This window comes from Nocardia sp. BSTN01 (assembly GCF_015354405.1).
Taxonomy (GTDB): Bacteria; Actinomycetota; Actinomycetes; order Mycobacteriales; family Mycobacteriaceae; genus Nocardia.
Map to the genome: position 1 here is coordinate 80,011 of NZ_JADKYP010000011.1, position 24,027 is coordinate 104,037.

Below are 24,027 nucleotides of genomic sequence, written 5' to 3' on the forward strand. Positions count from 1 at the left end.
GCTGAAGGCTCTCATATGGCGGCCCGCCGACCGGGCGATTCCACGAAAGACACGCGCTACCCGGCGTTCAACCGGGCGTAACCGCAGGTGCCGCTCACTGCCACCGCCGTATCCGACAACGCCACCCGTCCGGGATCTCCGGTACGGGTGGCGCCGTGTGCTCGGGTGCCGGTCTACAGCGGCAGCAGGTGATGTTTGCGCGGGTTGCGCTGCAGGCGCTTGTCGCGCAGCAGCGTCAGGGCCTTGCGGATCTCCAAGCGGGTCGCCGAGGGTTCGATGACCGCATCGATGTAGCCGCGCTCGGCCGCGGGCCACGGGGTGGCGGCGGTCGCGTTGTAGAAGTCGATCATCTGTTTGCGGATGGCCTCGCGCTGATCCTCCGGCGCCGCCTCCAGCTGGCGACGGCCGACCAGGCCGACCGCCTGCTCCGCACCCATCACGGCGATCCGGGCCGTCGGCCAGGCGAAGTACACATCCGCGCCGAGGGCCTTGGACCCCATGACCGCCCAGCCGCCGCCGTAGGCCTTGCGCACGACGACGGTGACCTTCGGCACCGATGCCTCCACGAAGGAGAACAGGAAGCGACCGCCACGTTTGATGACACCGGCCCGCTCCTGTTCCAAACCGGGCATGAAGCCGGGTGTATCCACGACCAGTACCAGCGGAATCTCGAACGCGTCGCACATCCGGACGAAATGTGAGGCCTTGTCGGACGCCTTGGCGTCGAGCGCACCCGCCAGATACATCGGCTGGTTGGCGACGACGCCGACCGACCGGCCGTCCACCCGGGCGAATCCGGTGATGATGTTGCGGGCCATATCCGACCCGACCTCGTGGAATCCACCGTCGTCGAAGATCCGCAGCAACACCTCGTGCATGTCGTAGCTGGCGTTGTCGGAGTCCGGAACGAAGCTGTTCAGTTCCAGATCGGTGTCAGTGATCTCGGGCTCGAGGCCCGGATTGACGATCGGCGGTTCCTCCTGGCAGCTCGACGGCAGGAAGCTCAGATATTCGCGCGCCCACTCGAACGCCGCCTTCTCGTCCTTGGCGACGTGGTGGATATTGCCCCAGTCGGCCTGCCGGTAGGCGCCGCCCAGTTCATCGGCGGTCACGTCCTCACCGGTGGCCTCGCGCGTGATCTGCGGGCCGGTGACGAACATGTGCGCGGATTCGGTCGCGATGACGACATCGGTGCAGATCGGCTGATACACCGCACCCGCGGCACAGTTGCCGAGGATCAGCGACACCATCGGCACCGCACCCGAGAGTGCTTCCATGGCGATCGCCATCTCGCCGTACCAGCGCAGCGAGGTCACCGCCTCCTGCACGCGCGCGCCACCGGAATCGTTGATGCCGACCAGCGGGCAGCCCATCTTGGCGGCGAAACGCATGAGCGAGGCGACCTTCTGGCCGAACATCTCGCCGACCGTTCCGCCGTACACGGTCTGATCGTGGGAGAACACCGCCACCGGGCGGCCCTCCACCAATCCGTGGCCGGTGACCACGCCGTCGCTGTAAAGGGAGTTCTTGTCCGCCGGATTGCGTACCAGCGCACCGATTTCCACGAAGGTACCCGGGTCCAGCAGCATGTTGATCCGCTCGCGCGGGGAGGGGATCCCCTTCTTGGCCCGCTTGGCAATCCCCGCTTCGCCGGCCGGTTCCTGCGCGAGTTCCAGCTTCTTCCGCAGGTCGGCAAGCCTCTCGGCGGTCGTACTCACTGCTCTCCCTTCCCGGGCGCATCGTCGCCTGTATTGCCGATCGCCGCCAATTTCCGGGTGAGGTCGGCACCGATCTGCGCGACGCGCGGTTCATCGATGATCTGGAGGTGGTCACCCGGGATGTGGATGACTTCCAGGTTGGGGATGTAACCATCCCATCCGCCGTTCGGCTGCCGATCGGCGAAACGAGGCTCGAGCTCGATGATGCCGTCGTGATAGCGGTCGGCGAGATAGAGCGTCACATCGCCCTCGTAGTGCGACGGCTGCGCCTTCTGCAGATCGCGACTGTCGAGCCAGGAGGTGCGCTGATGTTCCATCACACCGCCGGGGATCTTCACGTCGGCGAATTTCAGCAGGCCCATGATGATTTCGAGTTGCTGCTCGTCGGAGGCGTCCGCGAGTTCCTGCAACATCTCGTCGTCCAGCTCTCCCTCGATGCCGTAGGTCTTCTGCGCGAACGCCTGGAATCGCTCGATCCGCGCACGACGGCCTTCCGGCGACGGGTCCTCGTCCTCGACCGGCAGCGCCAGGTCGATCAGACCGACGAGCCGGACGTCGTCGCCCTCGGCACGCATGATCTGGGCGACCTGCAGTGCGAACACCGCACCCAGCGACCAGCCGTAGAGGACGTACGGACCGGAGGGGAAGATCTTGCGGATTTCGGCGGCGTATTCGCGGGCCCGCTCGGGAATCGACCCTTCGATCCGCTCGAAGCCGTACATCGGAGTGTTCTCGGGCAGCCGCTTGAGCAGCGGCTCGTACACCAGCGTGTTACCGCCCGAGGGGTGGAAGACGAAGATCGGGATCGCGGTCGAGCCCTCGGGCCGCGGACGCAGCGGGCGGATGAAGCCCTCGACCTCGGTGGCCGAATCCTGGTGCCGGCGAACGATATCCGACAGTTGTTCGATCGTCTCGCAGTCGAGCACGTCGTCGACGTCGATGGTGCTGCCCACCCGATCCGACAGGCGCGCGGCGAGCTTCTCCGCAGTGTCCTCGTCCAGGATCGGCAACGTGTTGAAGATGCCACCGGCCGACTTACCGGTCACCATCGCCCAGGCGGCGAAGGTCAACCGCTCGGCCGCATCGCGCGGCGGCACATCGGCTTCGTGCTCCGTGGTTGCGGCGACCTGGCCACCACCGAATACGGCGGCCGCCTGTGCCGCGCCGGTTCCGTCGGCAGCTGCCGCCTTCGCGGCGACTGCCCCGTCCCTCGTCTCGGCTACCGGATCAGCCGATCCCGTTACCGCGCTTGCCTTCTCGCCGACCTCGCGCGATTCCGTGACTGCACCGGCAGTTCCAACAGCAGTCGCCACCGGCTCGGCCACATCGGTCGCCCTCGGCTCGGCAGCTTCGGTCGCCTTCGGCTCGGCAGCTTCCACCTGCTGCTTCACCGCCGCCGCTGGATCCTCCCCGGCCTCCATCGCGGCCCGCGCGGCGGCGACGAAGTTGTCGTCCACGGTGAGCGAACCACCCTCGGCGGCTTGCTTTTCCGCCATCGCGGCGACCTCGTCGCGATGCTCGATGGCGTAGTGCAGCACCTTGCCCACCTCGTTGAGGCTGGCATCGCGCACTGCGGAGACCTGCAGCGAGGGGATGTCGAATTCGTATTCGACCCGGTTCTTGATCCGCATCGCCATCAGCGAGTCGAGCCCCAGCTCCATCAGCGGGATCTCCATCGGCAGATCCTCCACGGCATAACCCATGGATTCCGCGGCGATGGTCGCCAGGCGTTCCTCGACGGTCTGCGTACCGTTCGGATCCCAGCGGTCACCGAAACTCTCCGCGACGACGAGATCGGCTGTGCCGTTGGTGGTTTCGGCCGGAGCGGGAGCGGGCTGGACCGCGAGTGCCGGGGTGCCGTTGGTGGACGGCGCGCTCGCGGTCACCACCGCGTCGAACAGCAGCCGGAACGCGGCGCCCTCGCGGACGTGAACCTGAACCGAGGCTCCCCCCGGATGCGGGGTGAGCGTGGTGGTCAGGGTGCCGGAGGCCGGCAGCGGTGAGTGCGCGACGGTCGCACCCAATGCCACCTCCGACAACACCTGCGCCGCAGCGGCATTCACCAGACCGGCCAGATCGGTGACGGCCGCGGCCGACACCTCCCAGGCATGGCGGCCGTCGGGCAGTGCCACGTGCGCACCGGGCGCGCGGCCACCGCCCGAACCCGTCGCGATGCTGACCTTGGGCCAGTATTCCTTGCGCAAGAAGGCGGTTCGCGGCACGTCGGCGTAGTCACCGGCGGGCAGCAGCGAGACCAGGTCGACCGGGTGACCCTGCACATACAGCTGGGCCAGCGCGGAGATAACGCCCGCGGCCTCGTCCTCCTTACGCTTGAGCGTGGGGATCAGAGCCGCGTTGTGCACACCGGCGGCGAAGGTCGTACCCATGACCTGCATGAGCGCAACGGAATTCGGCGCCAGTTCCAGATAAGTGGTGATACCGGCGTCGACCGCGCGGCGGATCGCGTTGGTGAAATACACCGAGCCGCGCATATTGGTCACCCAGTAGTCGACATCGTGCACCGGGTCCGAACCGGCCTTGTACACGGTCGCCTTGTGCACGGTCGAGTAGAGATCCGTGGTCACCTTGGTCGGCTCGATGCCGGCCAGTTCCGCGGCCAGCTCACCCAGCAGCGGATCCATCTGCGAGGTGTGCCCGGCGCCGCGGGTCTGCAGCACCCGCGCGAATTTGCCCTCGGCTTCGGCGCGCGCCACGATCGCGTGCACCTGATCCGGCGGCCCGCCGATCACGGTATTGGTCGGCGCGGCGTATACCGCGACCTCGAGATCCGGGTACTCCGGCAGCACCTTCTCGATATCTTCGGCGCTGTATTCGACCAGGGCCATATTGCGCACCTGGTCGTCGGTGATCATCTGTTCGCCCTCGCCCATCAGCCGCGACCGCGCGCAAATCACACGCACCGCGTCCTCGAGCGGGAGACCGCCGGAGATGTACGCGCCGGCCGCCTCACCCTGCGAATGCCCCACCACGCCGAAGGGTTCGGCGCCGTGCGCACGCAGCAGCGCGGCGAGACCGAGCTGGATCGTGAACACGCCGACCTGCGAGGTGCCCACATCCCAGTCCTGGGCGTCGTCGAGGATCATCTCCTTGACCGAATATCCGGCCTCGTCGACAACCAGTTCGTCGACCTCGTCCACGGTCCGGGCGAAGATCGAATTCTCCAGGTAGAGCTGCTTACCCATCTTCCGATGGTGCGAGCCGAATCCGGCCAGCACCCACATCGGGCCGACGGCCGCTGGCGAGTCGGCGGTGAACACACCTGGTCCGGGCTTACCCGCGGCGATCGCGCGCAGGCCGGCCACGGCCTCCTCGTGCGTCTTCGCGACGACGACACCGCGCGAACGACCGTGATTGCGCTTGGCCAGCGACCGCGCCACATCTTCCAGTGGAGTCGCCTGCCCCGCTTCGGATTCCAGCCAGTCGGCCAGATCGCTCGCGGCCCGGCGGCGGCGCGAGGGCAGGTACGCCGAGACCGGCACAATCACCGGCAGCGGTTCGGTGCGCGCCTGGGTCCACTCCGGCGCCTCCGCAACGGAATCCACCTCGGCCAGCGGGTCGGTGCCTTCGACAATCGCCTCGGCGCCGGCAAGCACATCGGTCGCCTCGTTGTCGAGTTGCGCGTCAAGAGTTGCCGGTTCGGCCGAAACATCCTGCGCGGCACCGTCGTTCACCGGAGCCTCGGCGGCCCGCACATACTCCTGGATCACCAGGTGCGCGTTGGTGCCGCCGAATCCGAAGCCGCTCACACCGACGGTCGCGACACCGCTGTAGCGCGGGAACTCGGTCGGCTCGTCGACGACCTTCAGGTGCGACTGGTCGAACGGGATGTACGGGCTGGGGCCCGCATAACCGATATTCGGCGGAATGACGTTGTGCTGCAACGCCATGATCACCTTGGCCAGGCTCGCGGCGCCGGCCGCGGACTCGAGGTGGCCGAAGTTGGTCTTCGCGGAACCCAGCAGTACGGGTCGGTCGTCCTCGCGACCGCGCCCGATCACCCGGCCGAGCGCGTCGGCCTCGATCGGATCGCCGATCGGAGTGCCGGTGCCGTGCGCCTCGATGTAGTCAACGGACGAGGGCGCGATCCCGGCATCCCGGTAGGCGCGCCGCAGCACATCGGCCTGCGCGTCCGGATTGGGCGCGAAAATTCCGTTGGAGCGGCCGTCGGAGTTGACCGCTGTCCCCTTGACCACGGCGAGAATGCGGTCGCCGTCACGTTCGGCATCGGCTAGCCGCTTGAGCACGATCATGCCCGCACCCTCACTGCGGACCATGCCATCGGCATCGGAGGAGAACGCCTTGATATGACCGTCCTTCGATACCGCACCGATCGAGTCGAATCCGAGTGTGATCGCCGGGGCCAGAAGCATATTCACGCCACCGGCGAGCGCGACGTCGGCGTCTCCGTTGCGCAGCGCTCGTACCGCATCGTGGACGGCGACCATGGTGGAGGAACACGCGGTGTCGACGGCGACCGAAGGCCCGCGGAAGTCGTAGAAGTAGGAGACACGGTTCGCGACAATCGAAGTGGCGGCGCCGGTCAGTGCGTACGCATCGGCGGAGGCCGGAGCGTCAGGGTCGGATTGCCCCAGTCCCAGCGACGCAACGAGTTGGAAATCGTTGGTCGAGGTACCGATGAACACGCCGACCGATTCGCCCTTGAGGGTATTCGCCGGAATTCGCGCGTGCTCCAACGCTTCCCAGGTCAGCTCCATCATGAGCCGCTGCTGCGGATCGACACGCTCGACCTCGACGGGCGACATCGCGAAGAATTCCGCGTCGAAGCCCTTGATCACGTCCTGATCCAGGTAGCCGCCGAGGGTATTGCCGTTCTCGACGGCCGCCGCGATATCCGGATCGGCCAGGAATTCGGACCACCGGCCCTCGGGCAGATCCCGGATGCCGTCACCCCGGTTGATCAGAAAGTCCCACGTCGACTCGGGCGTATCGCCGGCTCCGGGCAAACGGGTGGAGAGACCGACGATGGCGATATCGTGCGCCGCGCCGGGCTGATATCCGGCGGTGTAGAAGGCGTCGTCCGCGGCCTCCTCCGGCGTCTCCGGCTCACCGTTGATGATCCGCTCGGCGAGCGCCGCGATCGTCGGATGCTGATAGACGATCGTCGCATTCAGCAGGACGCCGGTGAGCTCTTCGATATCACCGCCCAGGGCGATGGCGTCACGGGAGGCCAGGCCGAATTCCTCCATCGGCCGGTCCACCGTGATCTGCTCCACCGGCTGGCCGGTGGCGTCGGCGACCCAGCGCTGCAGCCACTCGCGCAGCTCGGCCACCGACATATCGGTGCCGCCGGATTTCGCCGCACCGCCCGGCTCGGTCACACTCTGTTCGGTCGCAGTGGTCTGCTCCACCTCGGCGTTCGCGTCGCCGGTGGTCTCGGCGGCGGTGACGCCACTGGTTTCCGTCGTCTGGGTGCCCTCGTTGTCAGCCATCAATTCCTCAAGCTACCTGTGTGCGAATGTTGCGCGGGCGGGGATTGACAGCCGATTCGCCGTCATGTGGATAAGTGGCGGATTGTGGACAACTCGCCACACAGCGCACGCTTCCCGGTGATTCCACACCGCCGCCGGATGCCGGCCGGGCCCGTCGAACGGGCACGTCACAGCGACCAACGGACCGGCCGGGGCGACGAGAAACCCCGATCTCGGCACGGTGGGAAATCACCGGGAGCACGACTTACTCTTCGTCCGGTGCGTCGGGGAAGGCCTGCTGCTGATAGCCACCGCGCAGAGTGCCCTCCAGATACGCGGCCCGGCACGCCCGGCGCGCCAGCTTGCCGCTCGAGGTACGCGGAATCGAACCCGCGGGCACCAGCAGCACATCGCGCACGGTCACGCCGTGCCGCTGCGACAGCGCACCGCGCACCGCGTCGGCGATCGGCTGCGGGTCGGCCTTGTGCGCGCCCGGCCCCCGCTCGGCCACGATCACCAGCTGCTCGGAGGCATCGTCGGCGTCGTACTTCAGACCGGCGTGGCTGTCGGCGGCGAAGACCTCGGCCGGCAGCTGATTGGCCGGCACCGAGAACGCCGCGATGAAGCCCGGGCGCAGCATCTTGCTGGCCTCCTGCGCGGAGAACTCCAGGTCCTGCGGGTAGTGGTTGCGGCCGTCGACGATCACCAGGTCCTTGACGCGGCCGGTGATGTACAGCTCGCCGTCGACGTAGACGCCGTAGTCGCCGGTGCGCAGCCAGATCGCGTCGTCGGGCGTGCCCGCGGCGTGCGAGCCCTCGATCTGGCGGTTGGTCAGCAGGTTCTTGAAGGTCTTGCGAGTTTCCTCCTCGCGACCCCAGTAGCCGATGCCGATGTTGTTGCCGTGCAACCAGATTTCGCCGACGCGGCCCTCGGGCAGCTCCTGCGCGCCCTCCGGATCGTCGATCGATTCCGGGTCGACGATCGCGGCCCACTGCGACAGCGCGATGTAGCCACAGCTCACCTGCGCGATGGCGTTCGGCGCGCCCTGGTCGACCTTCACCACACGTCCGGCGTTGAGCTCGTTGCGGTCGACGTAGATGACCTTGGCCTCGTCCTCGGCCCGCGTCGCGGAGACGAACAGCGTCGCCTCGGCCATGCCGTAGCAGGGCTTGATCGCGGTCTTCGGCAGGCCGTACGGGGCGAACGCCTCGTTGAACTTCTTCATCGACGAGGTGGTCACCGGCTCGCTGCCGTTGATCAGACCGATCACGTTCGACAAATCCAGCGTTTCGCCGTTCTTCGGCAGACCGCGCGCCGCGGCGTGCTCGAAGGCGAAGTTCGGCGCGGCGGCGAACGTGCCGGCGCCGTCGGATACCGCGGCGAGCTCGGAGATCCAGCGGCCCGGGCGACGGACGAAGGCGCTCGGCGACATGATGGTGATGTACTTGCCGCCGATGGCCGGCAGGATCACGCACAGCAGGCCCATGTCGTGGTACAGCGGCAGCCAGGTGACACCGCGCGAATTCCAGTCCAGGTTGATGGCGTTGACCATCTGCAGCAGGTTGGTGCCGACCGCGCGGTGGGTGATCTCCACACCGGCCGGGGTCCGGGTCGAACCCGATGTGTACTGCAGGTAGGCGATGTCGTCGACGGCCAGATCCGGCCGCACCCAGGACTCGCCGAGCGTGTCGGGCACCGCGTCGACGGCGATGATGCGCGGACGCTGCGCGGCCGGCAGCGGCCGGAAGAACTGGCGCACGCCGGCGGCCGAGGAGCTGGCCGTCAGAATCGCCGCCGGCTTGCAGTCGCCCAGTACGGCGTGCAGCCGGTCGGTGTGGCCCGGCTCGTCCGGATCGAACAGCGGCACGGCGATGGTGCCGGCGTAGATGGCGGCGAAGAAGGAGATCACATAGTCCAGGCCCTGCGGCGCCAGAATCGCCACCCGGTCGCCCGGTTTGGTCACCTGTTGCAGGCGAGCGGCCACCGCGCGCAGCCGGACGCCGAATTCCTTCCAGGTCAGGTCCTGATACTCCCCGTCGCGCTCGCGGGAGTAGTCGATATAGCGATACGCAAGATCGTTCGCATCGTTGCGGGTGTGCTTCTCGACGTAATCGACCAGGGTGCGGCCCTCGGGAATTCTGATGTTCCCGGTTTCGTCCAGGTAATCGTCGAAAGTCTCGTCCGTCATTCCTTCTCCTCCGAGGCACACGCAGCACGGCGACATGGCCGCTGTTACCTGTGAGGCCCCGACTCTCTTTCACCCGCGGGCGCTCTGTGGTGCGAGAGCTTGCCTGCAGCTTTTTCCGGTGGTCTGCGCGGTGACCACCTATCGGCTAGATGTACTCGAGCCAGGGACATGTTACAGAGCAGGCCCCGAAGCGGTCTCCGGAGCGAGCCGAACGATTCCCCGGCTTGCACGGTGGCGACTCGCTACGGCTCCTCTCGCAGCAAGGGGATCACCGGTGCGAAAGCATCCATCTGGGTCGGAAACACTCCGACATAGGACATCGATGTCAATCGCCGCACGTTACGGATCTGCTCGGCGATCTCCTCGAATGTGCCGATGGCCACATAGGGCGAATTCAGGATGTCTTCCACCGACAGCTGGACATCGACCTCGAGATCCGGGTGCAAACCCTTGTCGAGGGCGGCCAACGCCATCTCCGCCGTGCGCTCACGATCGTCGGTGATCACGACGGCGGTGACGGTCCAGTTGAGTTCGATCTCGGGGAACCGGTCTCCGGCGGCCTCCTTGATGAGATTCACCTTCTCGATGGTCTTCTCGAGGGTGATTCCCGACAGCAGGCCCTTACCGGTCTTGGTCGTGCGCGGCACCACCGAGATGATGTCGGCGTGCTTGGCGGCCAGCCGCAACATCTTGGGGCCGCCACCACCGGTCACCAGCGGCGGACGCGGGCCCTGCCGCGGCCGCGGCGTGCCCTTGATGCCACGCACCTGATAGTGCTTGCCCTCGAAATGGCATTCCTGCCCGCGCAGGAGCACGTCGAGAATGGTCAGCGCCTCGTCCAGCTTCTCCAATCGCACGCCCGGCGATTCGTAGGGCAGCCCGGCGGCGTCGAATTCGCTCTTGATCCAGCCCGCGCCGACACCGAGTTCGAGCCGCCCGCGCGAGAGCACATCGATCGTCGCGGCGTCCTTGGCCAGCACCACCGGATGCCGGAAACCATTGGCCAGCACCGAAGTTCCGATCCGGATGCGGTCGGTGGCCACGGCGAGCGCGCCGAGCGCGGCGATCGGCCCGACCTGGGGGCCGAGGTGATCCGGAATCGCGAAGGAGTCGTATCCGTATTCCTCGGCCTGCTGGGCGAGCTTGACGAATTTCCGCGCACCGCCCTCCTGCTGATTTCCCTCACCTGCAGCAGCGAATCGGAACGCGCGCGCCGGAACACCCAGCGCGGTCATCTCGACACCGCTGGTCGCGCCGGCGGCGGCGGCTTCTGTCATGAACTCTCTGCTCCTGGCTGTGCGGATGTGCGCTGTGGCGCGATCATCGCTGCACTTTACAGCCTTCACCAAAATCTGAGTGACCCTCGGGTTTACTTTTTCTCCGGGACCTCCGGCGACCGCGGTCACCGCTGGTTGTCAGCCGTGCGGCGGGTGGGGGGCGTCCTTGATCAGACCCTCGGCCCAGGCGGTCGTCCACTGGGTGGCGGTGGTGCCCTGATCGTCCACCTGGAACGTGTTGTAGAGACTGTGCACCGGATTGCCGACGGCATGCACCAGGGTCATCAGGCTGGGCACGATATTCAGCGGATTCAGCGCCTGCGGCGGGGCGTCGCAGATCAGATCCCCGGGAGCGCAGATGGTGTTCGTGCGCCCGGCCAGCGCACCGAACCCGCCGCGCGGCCCGGTCATCGTGATACCCGGAACCGACAGGCCCTTCAGCGCGACCTCCGCGCCCACGCCGGGCGGGGAGACCCCGATCTCACCGGCCTGTCCGGGGCCGTTCACGCGGCGGCCGTCAGCGATCAGCGTGACGCCGAGAACCTGGTCGGCGGCGACCGGACCCTGCCCGGCGCCGATCTGAGCCGCGATATCACCGGCGATCACGGCGCCCTGGGAGAATCCGGCGATCACATAGCTGGTGAGCGGGCAGTTCTTCGACATATCGGTCAGTTCCGCCAGCGCACGCTGGGTGCCCTCGGACCGGCTGGTGTTGTAGGACGTCTGACCGTCCGGCGGAATCGCGATCGGATTCGAGAATTGCGCGACGTAGGGAACGGTGTAGACGTCGAGCCGGGACTCCGGGAACTGCTGCCGCACGGGGTTGGTCACATGCAGCATCAGCGACGCCGGATTGGCCGTCGGATCGTGCGGATCGTCGTTGCTGTTCGACTCCCAGGTGCCGGGAATCGCCAGTAACTGCACATCCGGGCAGGACGCCGGCTGGCTGGTGGGCTTACCCGGCTTCGACGGTCCCGGCTTCGGGACGTGCAACCGGCCCGCGAGCACGAACCACAGCACCAGCGCCACGATCGCCACCAGGACCGCGATCAGCACGAACAGCAGACAACCCGGGCGCCGGTTGCGGCCGCGACCGCCCCCGGCATATCCGGAACGACGTCGCGCGGTCACTTGTTGCAGTAGGACTGGGTCGCGACGTCGATGTAGATCTGGCCCGCCTGTTCAACCGACATCTTCTGCGGATCGAAGGACGGGTCGGTGCCCGCCATCGCGTTCACGAACGTCTTGACCTCTTGATCGGAGGCGCCGCTCGCCTTGCTCTGGCAGACGTAGTTGGCCGCGGTGATCGCGATGTCCGGGCTGGACGGATTCACCCCGCGCTTCTTCAACTCGTCCAGATAGGCCTGGTCCTTCGCCGACAGCGGGGCGCTCTCGGCCGAGGTCGGCTGCGCCGGCTCCGGACGTTCGTTCGCGGTGCTGGTGGCCGGGGCCTGCTCCTGGCTGGGCTCGGGCGCCGCCGGTGCGCTGTTCGGCGCACTCTGGGCCGCCGGGACCGTGGCCGTCGTGGTGGACGGCTTCAACGTGGGCGTGCTCGACGCCGTGGAATCGTTACCGCCGCAGGCGGCCAGTAATCCGGTGGCCGCCAGCGCGACCGCGATGCCGGCGACCTTGCCACCAGCGATGTACCGTTCTCCGACCGGACGGGTCCGAAGCATGAATCGTGTCCTCGATCTAGTTCGCTAAAGGCTAGAGCTTCTTCCAAGGCCTAGCAGGTCGCGCTCCAGGTTAACGGCAACCGGCGCGGACAGGGATCCCATGGCCGGAACCCTCATCAACCACTTAAAGGTGATTTATCGCCCTAGGCCCCATGCACCTCGGGGGGCTTGCCGTCGCGAACGACGACGAATCCGGTCTGGAAATTCTGCTGGACGCCGCCGGGGACCGGGAACTCGTCGCTGATCGGATAACCGAGTTTGCCGCTCTCGAAGCCCTGCTGGCCCCATGCGTCCATGATCGGGCCGTTGCGCACGGCCCACGCCCCGGAGAGCGGACTCCAGTAGATGTTGCCGCTCTCGAATTTGCTGTAGCGGCCCAGATCCTTGGTCGGCTGCTCTTCGGCCGCCGGAAAACCGAGCCAGCTGTTCTCGAAGCCCATCTGCGCGTACTTGCCGAGGATCAGGCCTTGCACCCGGTGCGCCCCGGTCTTGTCGCTGAAGTACATCGGCCCGCCCTGGAAGCCCTGCACCACGCCGTCCTTGTTCGGCGTCCTGGCCTCCGGGCCGGTCGGATAGCCGGCGGGGCCGCGTTCGAAGCCCTGCCGCTGCCATTCGGCCAGAATCGCCCCGCGGATCACCTGCGCGCCCGTCTGCGGCGACCAGTACACCGAACCACCCTGGAAAGTCTGGAAGCGGCCCTGCCCGTCCGGCAGCGGCTGTTCGGCGTAGGTGGGCAGGCCCAGCGGGCCGCCCGGTCCGCCCGTGGCCTGATAGGTCCCGCCGATCGCCCCCGCCACGGCATGGGCGCCGGTGGCCTGCGACCAGAACATCCGGCCGCCCTTGAAGTCCTGCGCGTTGCCGTTGGTCACCTGGTACTCGCCGGTGACGCAGTCACCCAGCCACGTGTCGATCTGCACGGCCGCGGCGACCGCGCCGTTCACCGCGCACGCCGGTTTGTCGGCCTCCACGCCGAGCGCGGCCGCGGCCTGGGGCCACGACTGACGCATCTCGAAATCCCAGTACGGCCACGAATGTGTGCCGGAGGGGCGGTAATTGGCCTGCACCGGAATCGACAGCTTGTTCAGCTTGTCGACGAAGTTCTGACTGGTCAACCGGGACAGCATCTCCAGGCCCATCCCGGCGTAATTGGTGCTGATACCCGGAATATCGGACGGCTTGTCGTAGGCGCCCGTGGTGCCGCTGCCGGCGGAGACGTACATGCTGACGCCCTTGAGCTTGGGCGCCAGCTGATACGGATCGTGTTCGGACCATTCGGCATTCGTCGGCGGCCCCCACATGGCGTTGGCGTCGAATCCGCCGGCGTCGCGCATCGCGAACATGATCGCCTGTGGCATACCCACACTCGTGGTGGTCAGGAAACCCGAATAGGAGGCCGCGTACTTCACCCAGCCGGGATTGCGCCCGGCGAGGAACATCGCGGCCGTACCGCCCATCGAAAGACCTTCCACGCCATGCGCATCGGTGGCACGCCACTGGTTTTCCAGCAGCGGCGGCAGCTCCTTGGTCAGGAAGGTTTCCCACTTGTAGTTCTTGCCGTTGTCCTGCTGCGCCCAGTCGGAATAGAAGCTCGACTGGCCGCCGATCGGCAGGACCACGGTGACGTTCTTGTCGGCGTAGAAGTCGACGGCGCCGGCATCCTTGGTCCAGCCGCTCTCGTCGTCCTGGGCGCGCAGGCCGTCGAGCATGAACAGCAGCGGGAATCGCGCGTCCGGACGGGAATTCCAGTCCCGGGCCAGCAGCAGTTGCACCTGGACCGGCGAACCCATGGACGGCGAATTCACCCACAGCGCGACGCGACGCTCGGTCAGCCAGACAACCTTTTCGACGGTCGCCGCGGCCGGGGCCGGCACCGCGGCGGGTTCGGCGAATGCCGGCAGCGGTGCGATGGTGATCCCGGATGCGATCGGCACGACCACGGCGGCGGCCAGCATCGCCAGCCGTCGCCTGCCCCAACGGCCACGACGCAGCGTCCCCCGGCTACCGGAAACCACACCTGCCACAGGAGATGTTGTACCGCGCCGGGACCGCTCGAGGCGGTAGGACGCGCGGACAGCAAACCTGAGAAATGGCAGCGCACAAGGCAACCTGGGATAGCCCGCAACATGTCGGCGCCGCGCAGATCGGATCTGCGCGGCGCCGAGTTCAGGTGCTGTTGCGGGCCTTGATCAGGCGTTCAGTGCGGCCAGGATGCCCGTGCGAGCCTTGGCCAGCTCGTCCTGCCAGTAGAGCCAGGCGTGGGTGCCGGTCGGCGGGAAGTCGTAGGCGGCCGGAATGCCCAGCGAGTCCAGTCGAGCCTTGAACGAGTGGGTGCTGACCATCGAGATCAACTCGATGCCCATGGCGTTACCGGTGTTGAACGCACCGACGAGACCGTTCGGGTGGTCGTACTGACCCGGCAGACCACTGGCGGCCGAGATGTACATCGGCAGACCGCGCAACTGCGGCGCGAACACCATCGGGTCCGAACGCAGCCACTGCGGGCTCCACGGCGCGGCCATCGAGTCGACGTTGAAGCGGCCGGCGTCGAGCATCATCACGCGAATCGCCTCGCGCATACCGGGGGCGTTCCAGTTCAGCGGGCCCGAGAACGAGGCCGCGTACTTGAACTGGTCGCGGTGGAATGCCGCCAGGCGCAACGCCGCCGGACCACTCATCGACAGACCGGCGACCGCGTAGTTGGTCCGCGAAACGCCGTAATTGCTGAGGAAGTCCGGAAGTTCCTTGGTGAGGAAGGTTTCCCACTTGTAGGTGAACTTCTGGCCGTTGGTGTTGCTCGGGCCCTGCCAGTCGGCGTACCAGCTGGACTGGCCACCCACCGGCATCACCAGGGTGACGTTGTCGTTGCCGAACATCTGCTGGGCGTTGGTCTCGAACGACCACGCGTTGCGGTCGTCGCGGGCACGCAGGCCGTCCAGCAGCAGCAGTGCGGCGTTACCGCCGTTGCGCGCCCACTGCACCTGCACCTTGATGGGGCCCATGCTCGACGGAACCATCAGTTCGTCGTAGCCGCCCGCGGGAGTCTGGTGCACGGGTGCGTGAACGGGAGCGGCGATGGCGGCCGGAGCCATGATGCCCGCCGCGATCGGGAGTGCCATCGCGGCACCCGCAGCGAGAAGACGTGTGCGCCAACCACGCTGAGCGCCTCGCCGCCCTCTGGGGGCTGACTCCGGCGCGAGCGCCGAATGCGAAACCGGCGCGGCCGACCTGCCGAAACGCATGGATACTGCTCTCTTTCTGCTGCTGTCTGCTGTTGTCGCCGCGCCACGACCACTTCCGTCGACGACGGCATGATCTGCACTCACGTCGAACCCGACCTTTCGACATGAGCGACGCCGCGGCTACGAACGGTCACACTTGCGCTCGCTGGACGATATTCGACCGCCCAATCGTTAGCAACACGGACCCGGCCGGGTGGCTGAAATCCGCCCGTGCGCCATTCGTAATCGTGCAGTGACCCTATCGCGTCCGCCCGGAAATGACAGCGTGAAATGACGAATCAACTACTGCGCCGGTGAAATTCACCAGGAAACGCCCAACATGCCACGGGCCCCGGCGGTTTCGGCCGGGGCCCGTGGGTAGCGGATGTTCAGCCGATATTCGCCGAAAGGTCCGGAATCATCCGGTATGCCTCGGCTTGCCAGTTGAACCAGTCGTGCACACCGGCATTCGGGAACGAATACACCGCGTTGGTCGCGCCCAGCGTCATCATCCGCACCTGGAAGGCCCGGGTATTCGCCAATGCCAGCACCTCCAGCGGCGCACCCCGCATGATGTGGTCGGCAGCCGCCGGCAGCGGCAGGCCCAGATCCTCCTGCGACGGCACACCGCTGCCGGCGGCGATCCAGAGCCGGGTGTTGTTCGCGATCAAGCGCGGCGCGAAAACGAACGGGTCCATCCGCAGCCACTGCGGGCCCCACGGCGGAGCCATCGAATCGACGTTGTACCCACCGGCGTCGACCATCGCCATCCGAATCGCCTCGCGCATACCGGGGGCGGAAATGTTCAGATATCCCGAGAACGATCCGGCGAAGCTGAACTGGTCCGGGTGATACGCCGCCAGCGTCAGCGCCGCGCTACCGCCCATCGACAATCCGAACGCGCCGTTGCGGCTCGCCCGGAATCCGAGCCGATCGCGCAGGGCATTGCGCAACTGGCCGGTCAGGAACGTCTCCCAGTCGTAGCGATAGTCCTTCCCCGGCCCGCCCAGGAATGCCTCGGTCGCACCGGATCCGGTGTTGACCGAACCGAAATTGCTCGGCGGGATGCCGAAGAACGAGCTGGGCGCATTCCAGTCCGCGTAGAAACTGGATTGGCCGCCGACCGGCATCACGACGTTGATATTCCAATCGGTCAGGACCTGCGCGACATTCGTCTCGATCTCCCAGCCGTTGAGGTTCTGCGGGGCCCGCAAACCGTCGAGCGCGTAGACCACGCGATCGGTGTTGCCGTCCTTCGCCCGGAAAACCCGGGACTTCACCGCACCCATGACCGGCGAATCCACCCAGAAGTCGAACCCCGACGGGTCGAATGCCGCCGACGCGCTCGCGCCGTTGCCGAGTACCGAAACTCCCAGCGGCAGCAACAGTGCCAATGCCATGCCCAGCGCCGAACGCCTGAGCCACGAACCGGACCTACCTCCGAGTGACGGCTTCCTGTGCGCAAATCGCATCGACACGACCTTTCACCTGAAGCGGCGGTCGCACCCGATCCCACTCCGCACGAGCCACCGCTCATTCCGGACAACACAGACACAAGCGTTCCGGCGAAGGCACTCGCCGCTGCACTGAGGGTTCTTCGATACCAATCGAGTATCGGTGATCCGGTAGCGCGACCAAATGATTCGACGCGGAAATAGTCCGAAAGGTGATCTGCGACACAACGCATCGCCGACCCCGGATACGACGCAGCCCCGCAGCGGAAGTCCGCCGCGGGGCCGTGAGTCGTGCTGAAATCAGCCGATATTGGCCGACATATCCGGGAGCATCCGGTAGACCTCGTCCTCCCAGTTGTGCCAGTTGTGCACACCCACGTTCGGGAAGTCGTAGGTGACGTTGCCGGCACCCAGGGTCATCATGCGTACCTGGAAGGCACGGGTGTTGGCCAGCGCCAACGCCTCCAGCGGCGACCCCTGGATGATGTCGAGCGGGGCGACCGCGTCCTGCGCCGACGGAATGCCGCTACCGGCCGCGACCCACAGTCGAGTGTTGTTGGCCTTCAATCGCGGCGCGAACACGAACGGATCCATCCGCAACCACTGCGGGCCCCACGGCGGTGCCATCGCGTCGATGTTGTACCCACCGGCGCTCAGCATCGCCACGCGCATGGCCTCACGCATACCGGGCGCCGAGATGTTCAGGTAGCCCGAGAACGAGCCGGCGTAGCTGAACTGGTCCGGGTGGTACGCGGCCAGCGTCAGGGCGGCGCTACCACCCATCGACAGGCCGAAAACGCCGTTGCGGTGCGAGCTGAAGCCCATCCGCGCGCTCAGGGCGTTGGGCAGATCCTGGGTGAGGAAGCTTTCCCACTTGTAGGTGTTGACCTTGCCCAGCGTCTCGTTGTAGTTCGAGGAACCGGTCATCGCGGAGCCGGTCGAGGCCGAGCCGGACGAACCGACCGAACCGGTATCGATTCCGAAGAAGTTGCTCGGCGCGTTCCAGTCGGCGTAGAAGCTCGACGGACCGCCGACCGGCATCACCACGTTGATGTTGGCGTTGACCAACGCCGGGATGATGTTGGTTTCCTTCTCCCAGCCGCTGATGTCGCCCTGGGCGCGCATACCGTCGAGGGCGTACACCACCCGTCCGGTATTGCCGTCGGCCGCACGGAAGATGCGCGACTTGATCGGGCCCATCGACGAATCGACCCAGAAGTCGATACCCGTCGGATTGAAGGCCGCGGCCGCATGCCCGGCCTCTGCCACCGACACCCCGAACGGCAGCAACGTCGCCAAAGCCACACCTACCGCGGACCGCTTGAGCCATCCGGTTCGATGAGGCGCCGACGGCTGCTGCGACCGTCTCCGACGTCTCTGCTGCACCCATCGCACAGTCACGCCTCGCATACCCTGTCCGGCCTTTCCCGTAGCGCGGCCCGTCCGACCGCTGTTCTTCTCTGCGAATGATCACCCGTGCGCATGCGGAAATGCGCCCCCGACGGACGTCCGTCACCGAGCGTATCGTGAAATCGATACGTCGGCGTTATCAAACCGAGACTAATACACGACTTCTTCGTTGCCGTCGGCGGTCTAGTTCGGCACCGGAGGCGGTGTCGTCGGGTCCACCAGGTGGCAACGCTGGATCTCGTATTTGGGCACCCGGTCGATGCGGTACTTCGCGAAATGCAGCGACTGGATGATGTTGTGCTTGAACCGATCCCTGGTCAGCGGCGCTCGATAGGAGGCCAGCAGGTCCTGGGTGGCCGGGCACGACAGCGCGGTCCGCGCCTGGCGTACCCACTTCTCGTCGAGGAACCACGGCATCCACGGATGCTGGTCGACCATACCGGTATCGACGATCACCCAGTCCGGATACAGGTTCTTGTCGTGTCCGATACGTCCGTCGGCCAGGCGGTCGGTATGGGCGGCCAGCGGATAGGCCAAGCCCTCCTGGTCGATGACGCGCACGCTCAACGGGACGTTCATGCTGGTCATGCCCAGGTTGAGGAAGTAGACGGTGTGCCCGTACCCGCCGGGCGGAATCGGCAGCGGCGGCGGCGCGACGTACCACATCATGAACGACGGCGAGTTGATCAACAGTCCGCCGTCCGGCGTGGCGGCGATGTCCTGCAGCATCGCCCGCATGCGCGGGTAGTCCAGGTAGTCCTCGGCCAGTACCGGATGGTCGTGCCCGCTGTTGAGCACGTAGTAGATCCGCTCGTCCACGATGCCCGAGGCGCTGATCTGCCCGCCCGAGGTGTCGGCGGTCGTATTGGCCGCGAACAGCGCCCAGCCGACCGTTCCCACCCAGGCGATCAGCGGCAGCGCGAACGACCACCGCAGCCATCCGGACCGTTCGCCGACCGGCAACCGGACCGGCAGCACCGACACCGGCAGCAGCAGGCAGAACAGCTGCGGCAGCAGCATGCGGCCATGCATGAAGTCGCCACCGACCCGCATGTTGAACAGCACGAGCAGCAGGCCGCCGCCGACCATCAGGGTCACCACCGCTGCCGGGGAGCGCAGCCATCGCCGCAGCCGGACCCATCGCCCGGCATCGGCGGCCGCGGTGGCGCCGCTCGTGCGCCGGCGCCGGCCGCGCAGCAGCACCGCGACCACCACGACGAGGATCAGCAGCGGAATCCACAGGTAGTACGGGCCGATCAGATCCCACAGATATTTCAGGCCCTGACCCCATTTGGCGCCGCCGGCCTCCTTGGCCACCGCGGTGTTCGGATAGGGCAGGCCGTAATAGCCCATGCGCCAGATCTGATAGCCGACCGGCACCGCGCCGCCGACCGCCACCAGCAGCGCGCGAATCAGCACCGGGCGCAACCGGATACGCGGCACCGGCGCGAAGAACAGCATGAGCAGGGCCAGACCACCGATGACGGTCATCTCCGGCCGGACCACCCAGCACAAACCGGCCCAGAAGCCGGCCACGAGAAGGGGTGCCAGACGGGGCTTCTCGTCCTGACTCCAGCGCAGCAGCAACCACCACAGCACGCCGAGCCAGAAGATGACCAGGCAGTTCTCCAGGCCCGAGGTGGCGTAGTCGCGGGCCGGCGGAACGGCGATGTAGACCAGTGCACCGGCGGGCAGCAGCAGTGTCGGCGCGGTGCCGGTGAACGGGCGCCACAGCCGCGCCGAACCCACCATGGCGAAGACGACCGCCAGCAGGGAAAGGGTCAGCGCGACAAACAAACTGACGTACTCGAGCCGGGCGTCGCTGACCCAGCTGAAGAACCAGATCACATAGGTCCAGGCCGCGCTGGTGTTGGTCTCCACCCGCTCGCCGGCGTTGAAGACCGGGCCGTTTCCGGCCAGCAGATTGCGCACGGTGCGCAGGACGATCAGGCCGTCGTCGGCGATCCAGCGCCGTTGCCAGGCACCGATACCGAACAACACGACGGTGACGAGCACCCCACCGACGAATACCGTGCGGGAGAGCACCGAAAAGCGGCGCGCGGCATCGCCGTCGCGCTGTAGTGCGCGATCGGACGACTCCGCGTCTGCCCCCTCCCCGTGTTCGTCTCCCGCTACCAGCATCTCGTCAGGTGAGATAGACAGCGACACCTACCGCTCCGATCCAGGCGATGGCCAGGAGCTGCAATATGCGATCCCCCAGCGCGATCTCTTCGGGTTCCCCGGCCTCGCCGCCATCGACGTCGACCGCGTAGCGCAGGACTGCGATGGTAAACGGAATCATCGAGATCGCGAACCACTGGGTGTGCTTGTGATCGGTTTCGAAGGCCCACAGCCCGTAGAAGACCACCACCGCGGTGGCCGACAGGGTCCAGATGAAGCGCAGGTAGGTAGGTGTGTAGTACTGCAGCGACTTGCGGATCTTGGCGCCGGTGTCGAGCGCGATCTTCAACTCCGCGTAGCGCTTACCCGCCGCCATGAACAGCGAGCCGAAGGCCATGATCAGCAGGAACCACTGCGAGAGCCGGATATCGGCGGCCGCGCCACCGGCGACCGCGCGCAGCAGGAAGCCCGAGGACACGATGCAGATGTCGAGCACCGCTTGGTGTTTCAGGCCGAAGCAGTAGGCCAGCTGAATGCCGATGTAGACCGCCATCACGACGGCCAGATGCCAGGACGCCAGGAACGACACCGCGATCGAGCCGACCAGCAGCACCGAAGAGAGCGAGTACGCCAGGTTCACCGGCACGATGCCGGCCGCGATGGGCCGGAACCGCTTGGTGGGGTGGGCGCGGTCGGCCTCGACGTCGAGCGCGTCGTTGACCAGGTAGATCCCCGAGGCCGCCATGCAGAACACGACGAACGCGATCGCGATATGGGCGACCACGGTCGCATCCGCCAGCACGTACGCACCGGAGGCCGCGTCCTTACCGGCGGCCAGCGGCGCCGCCAGCACGAGGACGTTCTTCACCCACTGCCGTGGCCGCACGGCCTTGACGATTCCGCCGGCCAGCGTCTTCGGCGGACCCTTGAGGACGGCTTCGTCGAGGTCGGTGCCGGTCGGCTCTTCACTCATATCAGCGAGGGTTCTTTCCTGTGCGGTCACTGGCGAATCTCTTTTCGGCGGCTAGCACGGCTGCGGCGGATGCCGCACCCAGAGCGGATCCGGCGAGCACGTCGGAGGGATAGTGCACTCCCAGAACGACCCGGGAGAGCAGCATCGGCGGCACGAGCACCGCAGGCAAGGGTAGCCCGGTCAACTTCCCGAGCAACACGGCCGCCGCCGTCGTGGAGGTGGCGTGCGAGGACGGAAAGCTCAGTTTGCTCGGCGTGGACACGTTGACCTGCACCGATGGATCGTGCGGGCGCGGGCGCCGGACGATGCGCTTGATGACGACCGAGGCGGCGTGCGCCCCGAAGGCGCCGACCGCGACTCCGGCCCACTGGCGCCGGCGCGACTTGTCGACCAGTGCCCCGGCGGCGCCGATGGCCATCCAGCCGAGCGCGTGCTCACCGAAGTGCGACATTCCGCGCGCGGCCTTGATCACCGGCGGCGTGCCGATGGCGCCCTGCACGGCGTTGAGGATCTTGACCTCCGCGGGCTTGGACACCTCGGGGTCCGCCACCACCTGCAGATGCGGGGCGCCTGCCGGATCGGAGGAGGCTGGGGCGGTCATTTGTCCTCACTAGGGTTGATTCCGAACGCGTTCTCCCAGGCCGCCGTGCTGGTCAAGCGGGCGTGTGCGGCACGGTAGCGCTCCCGCAGCTCCGGGAATCGGGCGGCCAGTTCCCGGCGCAACCGCATCGCCTCGGCGAACAGCTCCCGGGCCTGACGCGGATCACGCTTGCGGTACACCACACCACGCCCGTCGGCTGTGGTCACGGTAACCCCGTCGACCTGCGAGAGCAGGAACCAACGCGCGTCCAGGGTCGGGACGTTCAACTGCGGGCGGTCGTGATGTTCGGTCTTGGCCTTGCGCAGGTTGTGCACCACGCCCTTGCCGAGCCGGACGACCTTCGCCAGCGGATTCGACGGTTCACCGACCGCACCCACATCGGCGCCGCTGGGCAGCGGCAGGTCCGTCGAGGAGCCGACGATCACCGCGTCGGGGAATTCCTTCCGCATCGTGGCGACCTGCCCCAGTGCGGTGGGCAGCAGTTCGAACAGCTTGTCCGGCCCGGCGAGGAAATCGCGAATCGCCTGATTCTGAATGGCGACCGTCGAATATTCCAGGCACAGCAGATGTTTCAACGTCGCCTTGACCGTGTTCACGATCATCGGGCGGCCGTCGTTGCCGAGGTGCAGAGCCGCGACCACCAGACGATTGCGCAGGTGGAAGTAGGCCTGCCAGTCGATGGCGTCGTCCTTGTCGCTCCACGCCATGTGCCAGACCGCCGCACCCGGCAGCGTGACCGTCGGATAACCGGACGCCCGGGCGCGCAGCCCGTATTCCACGTCGTCCCACTTCAGGAACAGCGGCAGCGGCTGCCCGATCTGCTCGGCCACCACGCGCGGGATCACGCAGGTCCACCAGCCGTTGAAATCGACATCGATGCGCCGGTGCAGCAGTTTGGAATTGTCGCGGTCGCGCAGCGGATACTTCGAGAAGTCGTGGTCGTATTCGACATTCGGCGCCGCGGTCCACATCCAGATTCCGCGGTCGACCACCTCGCCCATGGTGTGCAGATGCGAGCGCTCCTGCAGATTCAGCATCTGCCCGCCCACCAGCGTGGGGGTGCGGGAGAAACGGGCGAACGCCAGTGCGCGCAGAATGCAGTCCGGCTCGATCTCGATATCGTCGTCCATGTAGACGATGTATTGCGCGTCCGTGGTTTTCAGCGCCTCGTACATGACGCGGCTGTAACCGCCGGAACCGCCGAGATTCGGCTGATCGTGAATCGCGAGGCGATCGCCGAGAACCGCGGCAGCCTCGGCGAATCCGGGTTCGTCGACGGCCTTGCGATTGCCCTGATCGGGAATGATCACGGCCGTGATCTTCTCCAGTACCAGCGGATCGGAGCCGAGGGCCGCGAGGGTGTTCACACAGTCGGTGGGCCGGTTGAAGGTCGGCATGCCCACCGCGATGCTGCCCTCACCGGGCGCCTCGATCGGCGCGTACCAACCGCCGCTGCGCAATTCGACCGCGGAATCGGTGGTGATGTCGAACCAGATCCAGCCGCCGTCCTCGAACGGCGCCAGCTCGACCTCGAATTCGACGGTGGTGACATCGGCCGGTGCGGTCGTCGCGAATTCGTTACCGCGCACATGGATTCGGGAACCGTCGGCCTTGGAGCGGTAGACGTCCACCCGGCCGTGCCCGGACAGGTCCAGGCGCAGCACCACCGATTCCAGAATGGTCCAGCGCCGCCAGTAACTGGCCGGGACCGCGTTGAAATAGGTGCAGAACGACACTTCGGATTCGGCGCCGATGGAGAGCGAGGTGCGCGTGGGAGCATGAGCGCGGCGAGCATTCGTCGCCGATTCCTCCAGATACAGCGTCCGCACATCCAGCGGCTCGCCGGGGCGAGGCAGAATGATGCGCTGCAGCAGGGATTTCGCGCGGGTCTCGGTGCTCATATCCTCGAGGGTCACTTGTGCGGTCATTTCACTTCCTGCA

Annotated in this window: 14 protein-coding genes; all 14 read right to left on the reverse strand. The window is 66.7% G+C overall.

All coding sequences use genetic code 11. The features are described from left to right. Window positions 1-173: 173 nt before the first annotated feature. Entirely contained in the window at window positions 174-1,718 is a 1,545-nt protein-coding gene (locus IRT45_RS12465) for an acyl-CoA carboxylase subunit beta (RefSeq protein ID WP_194806000.1), read from the reverse strand. Next, the gene (pks13, locus tag IRT45_RS12470; protein ID WP_194806001.1) at window positions 1,715-7,189 is read right to left on the reverse strand and encodes a polyketide synthase Pks13; all 5,475 of its coding nucleotides are present in this window, start codon (window positions 7,187-7,189) and stop codon (window positions 1,715-1,717) included. Before pks13 ends, IRT45_RS12465 begins: the two co-directional genes overlap by 4 nt. A 244-nt stretch (window positions 7,190-7,433) precedes the next feature. Next, a complete protein-coding gene (gene fadD32 / locus IRT45_RS12475; RefSeq protein ID WP_194806002.1) occupies window positions 7,434-9,356 on the reverse strand; it encodes a long-chain-fatty-acid--AMP ligase FadD32 in 1,923 nt (640 codons plus the stop codon). A 242-nt stretch (window positions 9,357-9,598) separates the two neighbouring features. Then, window positions 9,599-10,633, reverse strand: coding sequence for an LLM class F420-dependent oxidoreductase (locus tag IRT45_RS12480; protein WP_036497022.1), 1,035 nt, complete (start codon window positions 10,631-10,633; stop codon window positions 9,599-9,601). Between the two features lie 138 nt (window positions 10,634-10,771). After that, window positions 10,772-11,764, reverse strand: a complete 993-nt coding sequence (locus IRT45_RS12485; protein ID WP_194806003.1) for a cutinase family protein — start codon at window positions 11,762-11,764, stop codon at window positions 10,772-10,774. Continuing rightward, window positions 11,761-12,309, reverse strand: a complete 549-nt coding sequence (locus tag IRT45_RS12490) for a DUF732 domain-containing protein (RefSeq protein WP_194806004.1) — start codon at window positions 12,307-12,309, stop codon at window positions 11,761-11,763. Before IRT45_RS12490 ends, IRT45_RS12485 begins: the two co-directional genes overlap by 4 nt. 143 nt (window positions 12,310-12,452) lie before the next feature. Further along, complete coding sequence (locus IRT45_RS12495; protein WP_194806053.1) at window positions 12,453-14,261, reverse strand: alpha/beta hydrolase-fold protein; 1,809 nt, start codon at window positions 14,259-14,261, stop codon at window positions 12,453-12,455. A gap of 234 nt (window positions 14,262-14,495) precedes the next feature. Further along, entirely contained in the window at window positions 14,496-15,425 is a 930-nt protein-coding gene (locus IRT45_RS12500; RefSeq protein ID WP_036525379.1) for an alpha/beta hydrolase family protein, read from the reverse strand. Window positions 15,426-15,916: 491 nt separating this feature from the next. Then, window positions 15,917-16,927: an alpha/beta hydrolase family protein gene (locus IRT45_RS12505; protein ID WP_228534228.1), complete on the reverse strand. Its 1,011-nt coding sequence runs from the start codon at window positions 16,925-16,927 to the stop codon at window positions 15,917-15,919. Window positions 16,928-17,281: 354 nt separating this feature from the next. Continuing rightward, window positions 17,282-18,280, reverse strand: coding sequence for an alpha/beta hydrolase (locus IRT45_RS12510; RefSeq protein ID WP_375540091.1), 999 nt, complete (start codon window positions 18,278-18,280; stop codon window positions 17,282-17,284). Window positions 18,281-18,574: 294 nt separating this feature from the next. Further along, window positions 18,575-20,533, reverse strand: a complete 1,959-nt coding sequence (zomB, locus tag IRT45_RS12515; protein WP_228534229.1) for a flagellar motor control protein ZomB — start codon at window positions 20,531-20,533, stop codon at window positions 18,575-18,577. Window positions 20,534-20,537: 4 nt separating this feature from the next. Continuing rightward, a complete protein-coding gene (locus IRT45_RS12520; RefSeq protein ID WP_194806006.1) occupies window positions 20,538-21,485 on the reverse strand; it encodes a decaprenyl-phosphate phosphoribosyltransferase in 948 nt (315 codons plus the stop codon). 1 nt (window position 21,486) lies between these two features. Next, entirely contained in the window at window positions 21,487-22,020 is a 534-nt protein-coding gene (locus tag IRT45_RS12525) for a phosphatase PAP2 family protein (RefSeq protein ID WP_036497096.1), read from the reverse strand. Between the two features lie 62 nt (window positions 22,021-22,082). Further along, a complete protein-coding gene (locus IRT45_RS12530; protein WP_194806007.1) occupies window positions 22,083-24,014 on the reverse strand; it encodes a glycosyltransferase in 1,932 nt (643 codons plus the stop codon). Window positions 24,015-24,027: the final 13 nt, after the last annotated feature.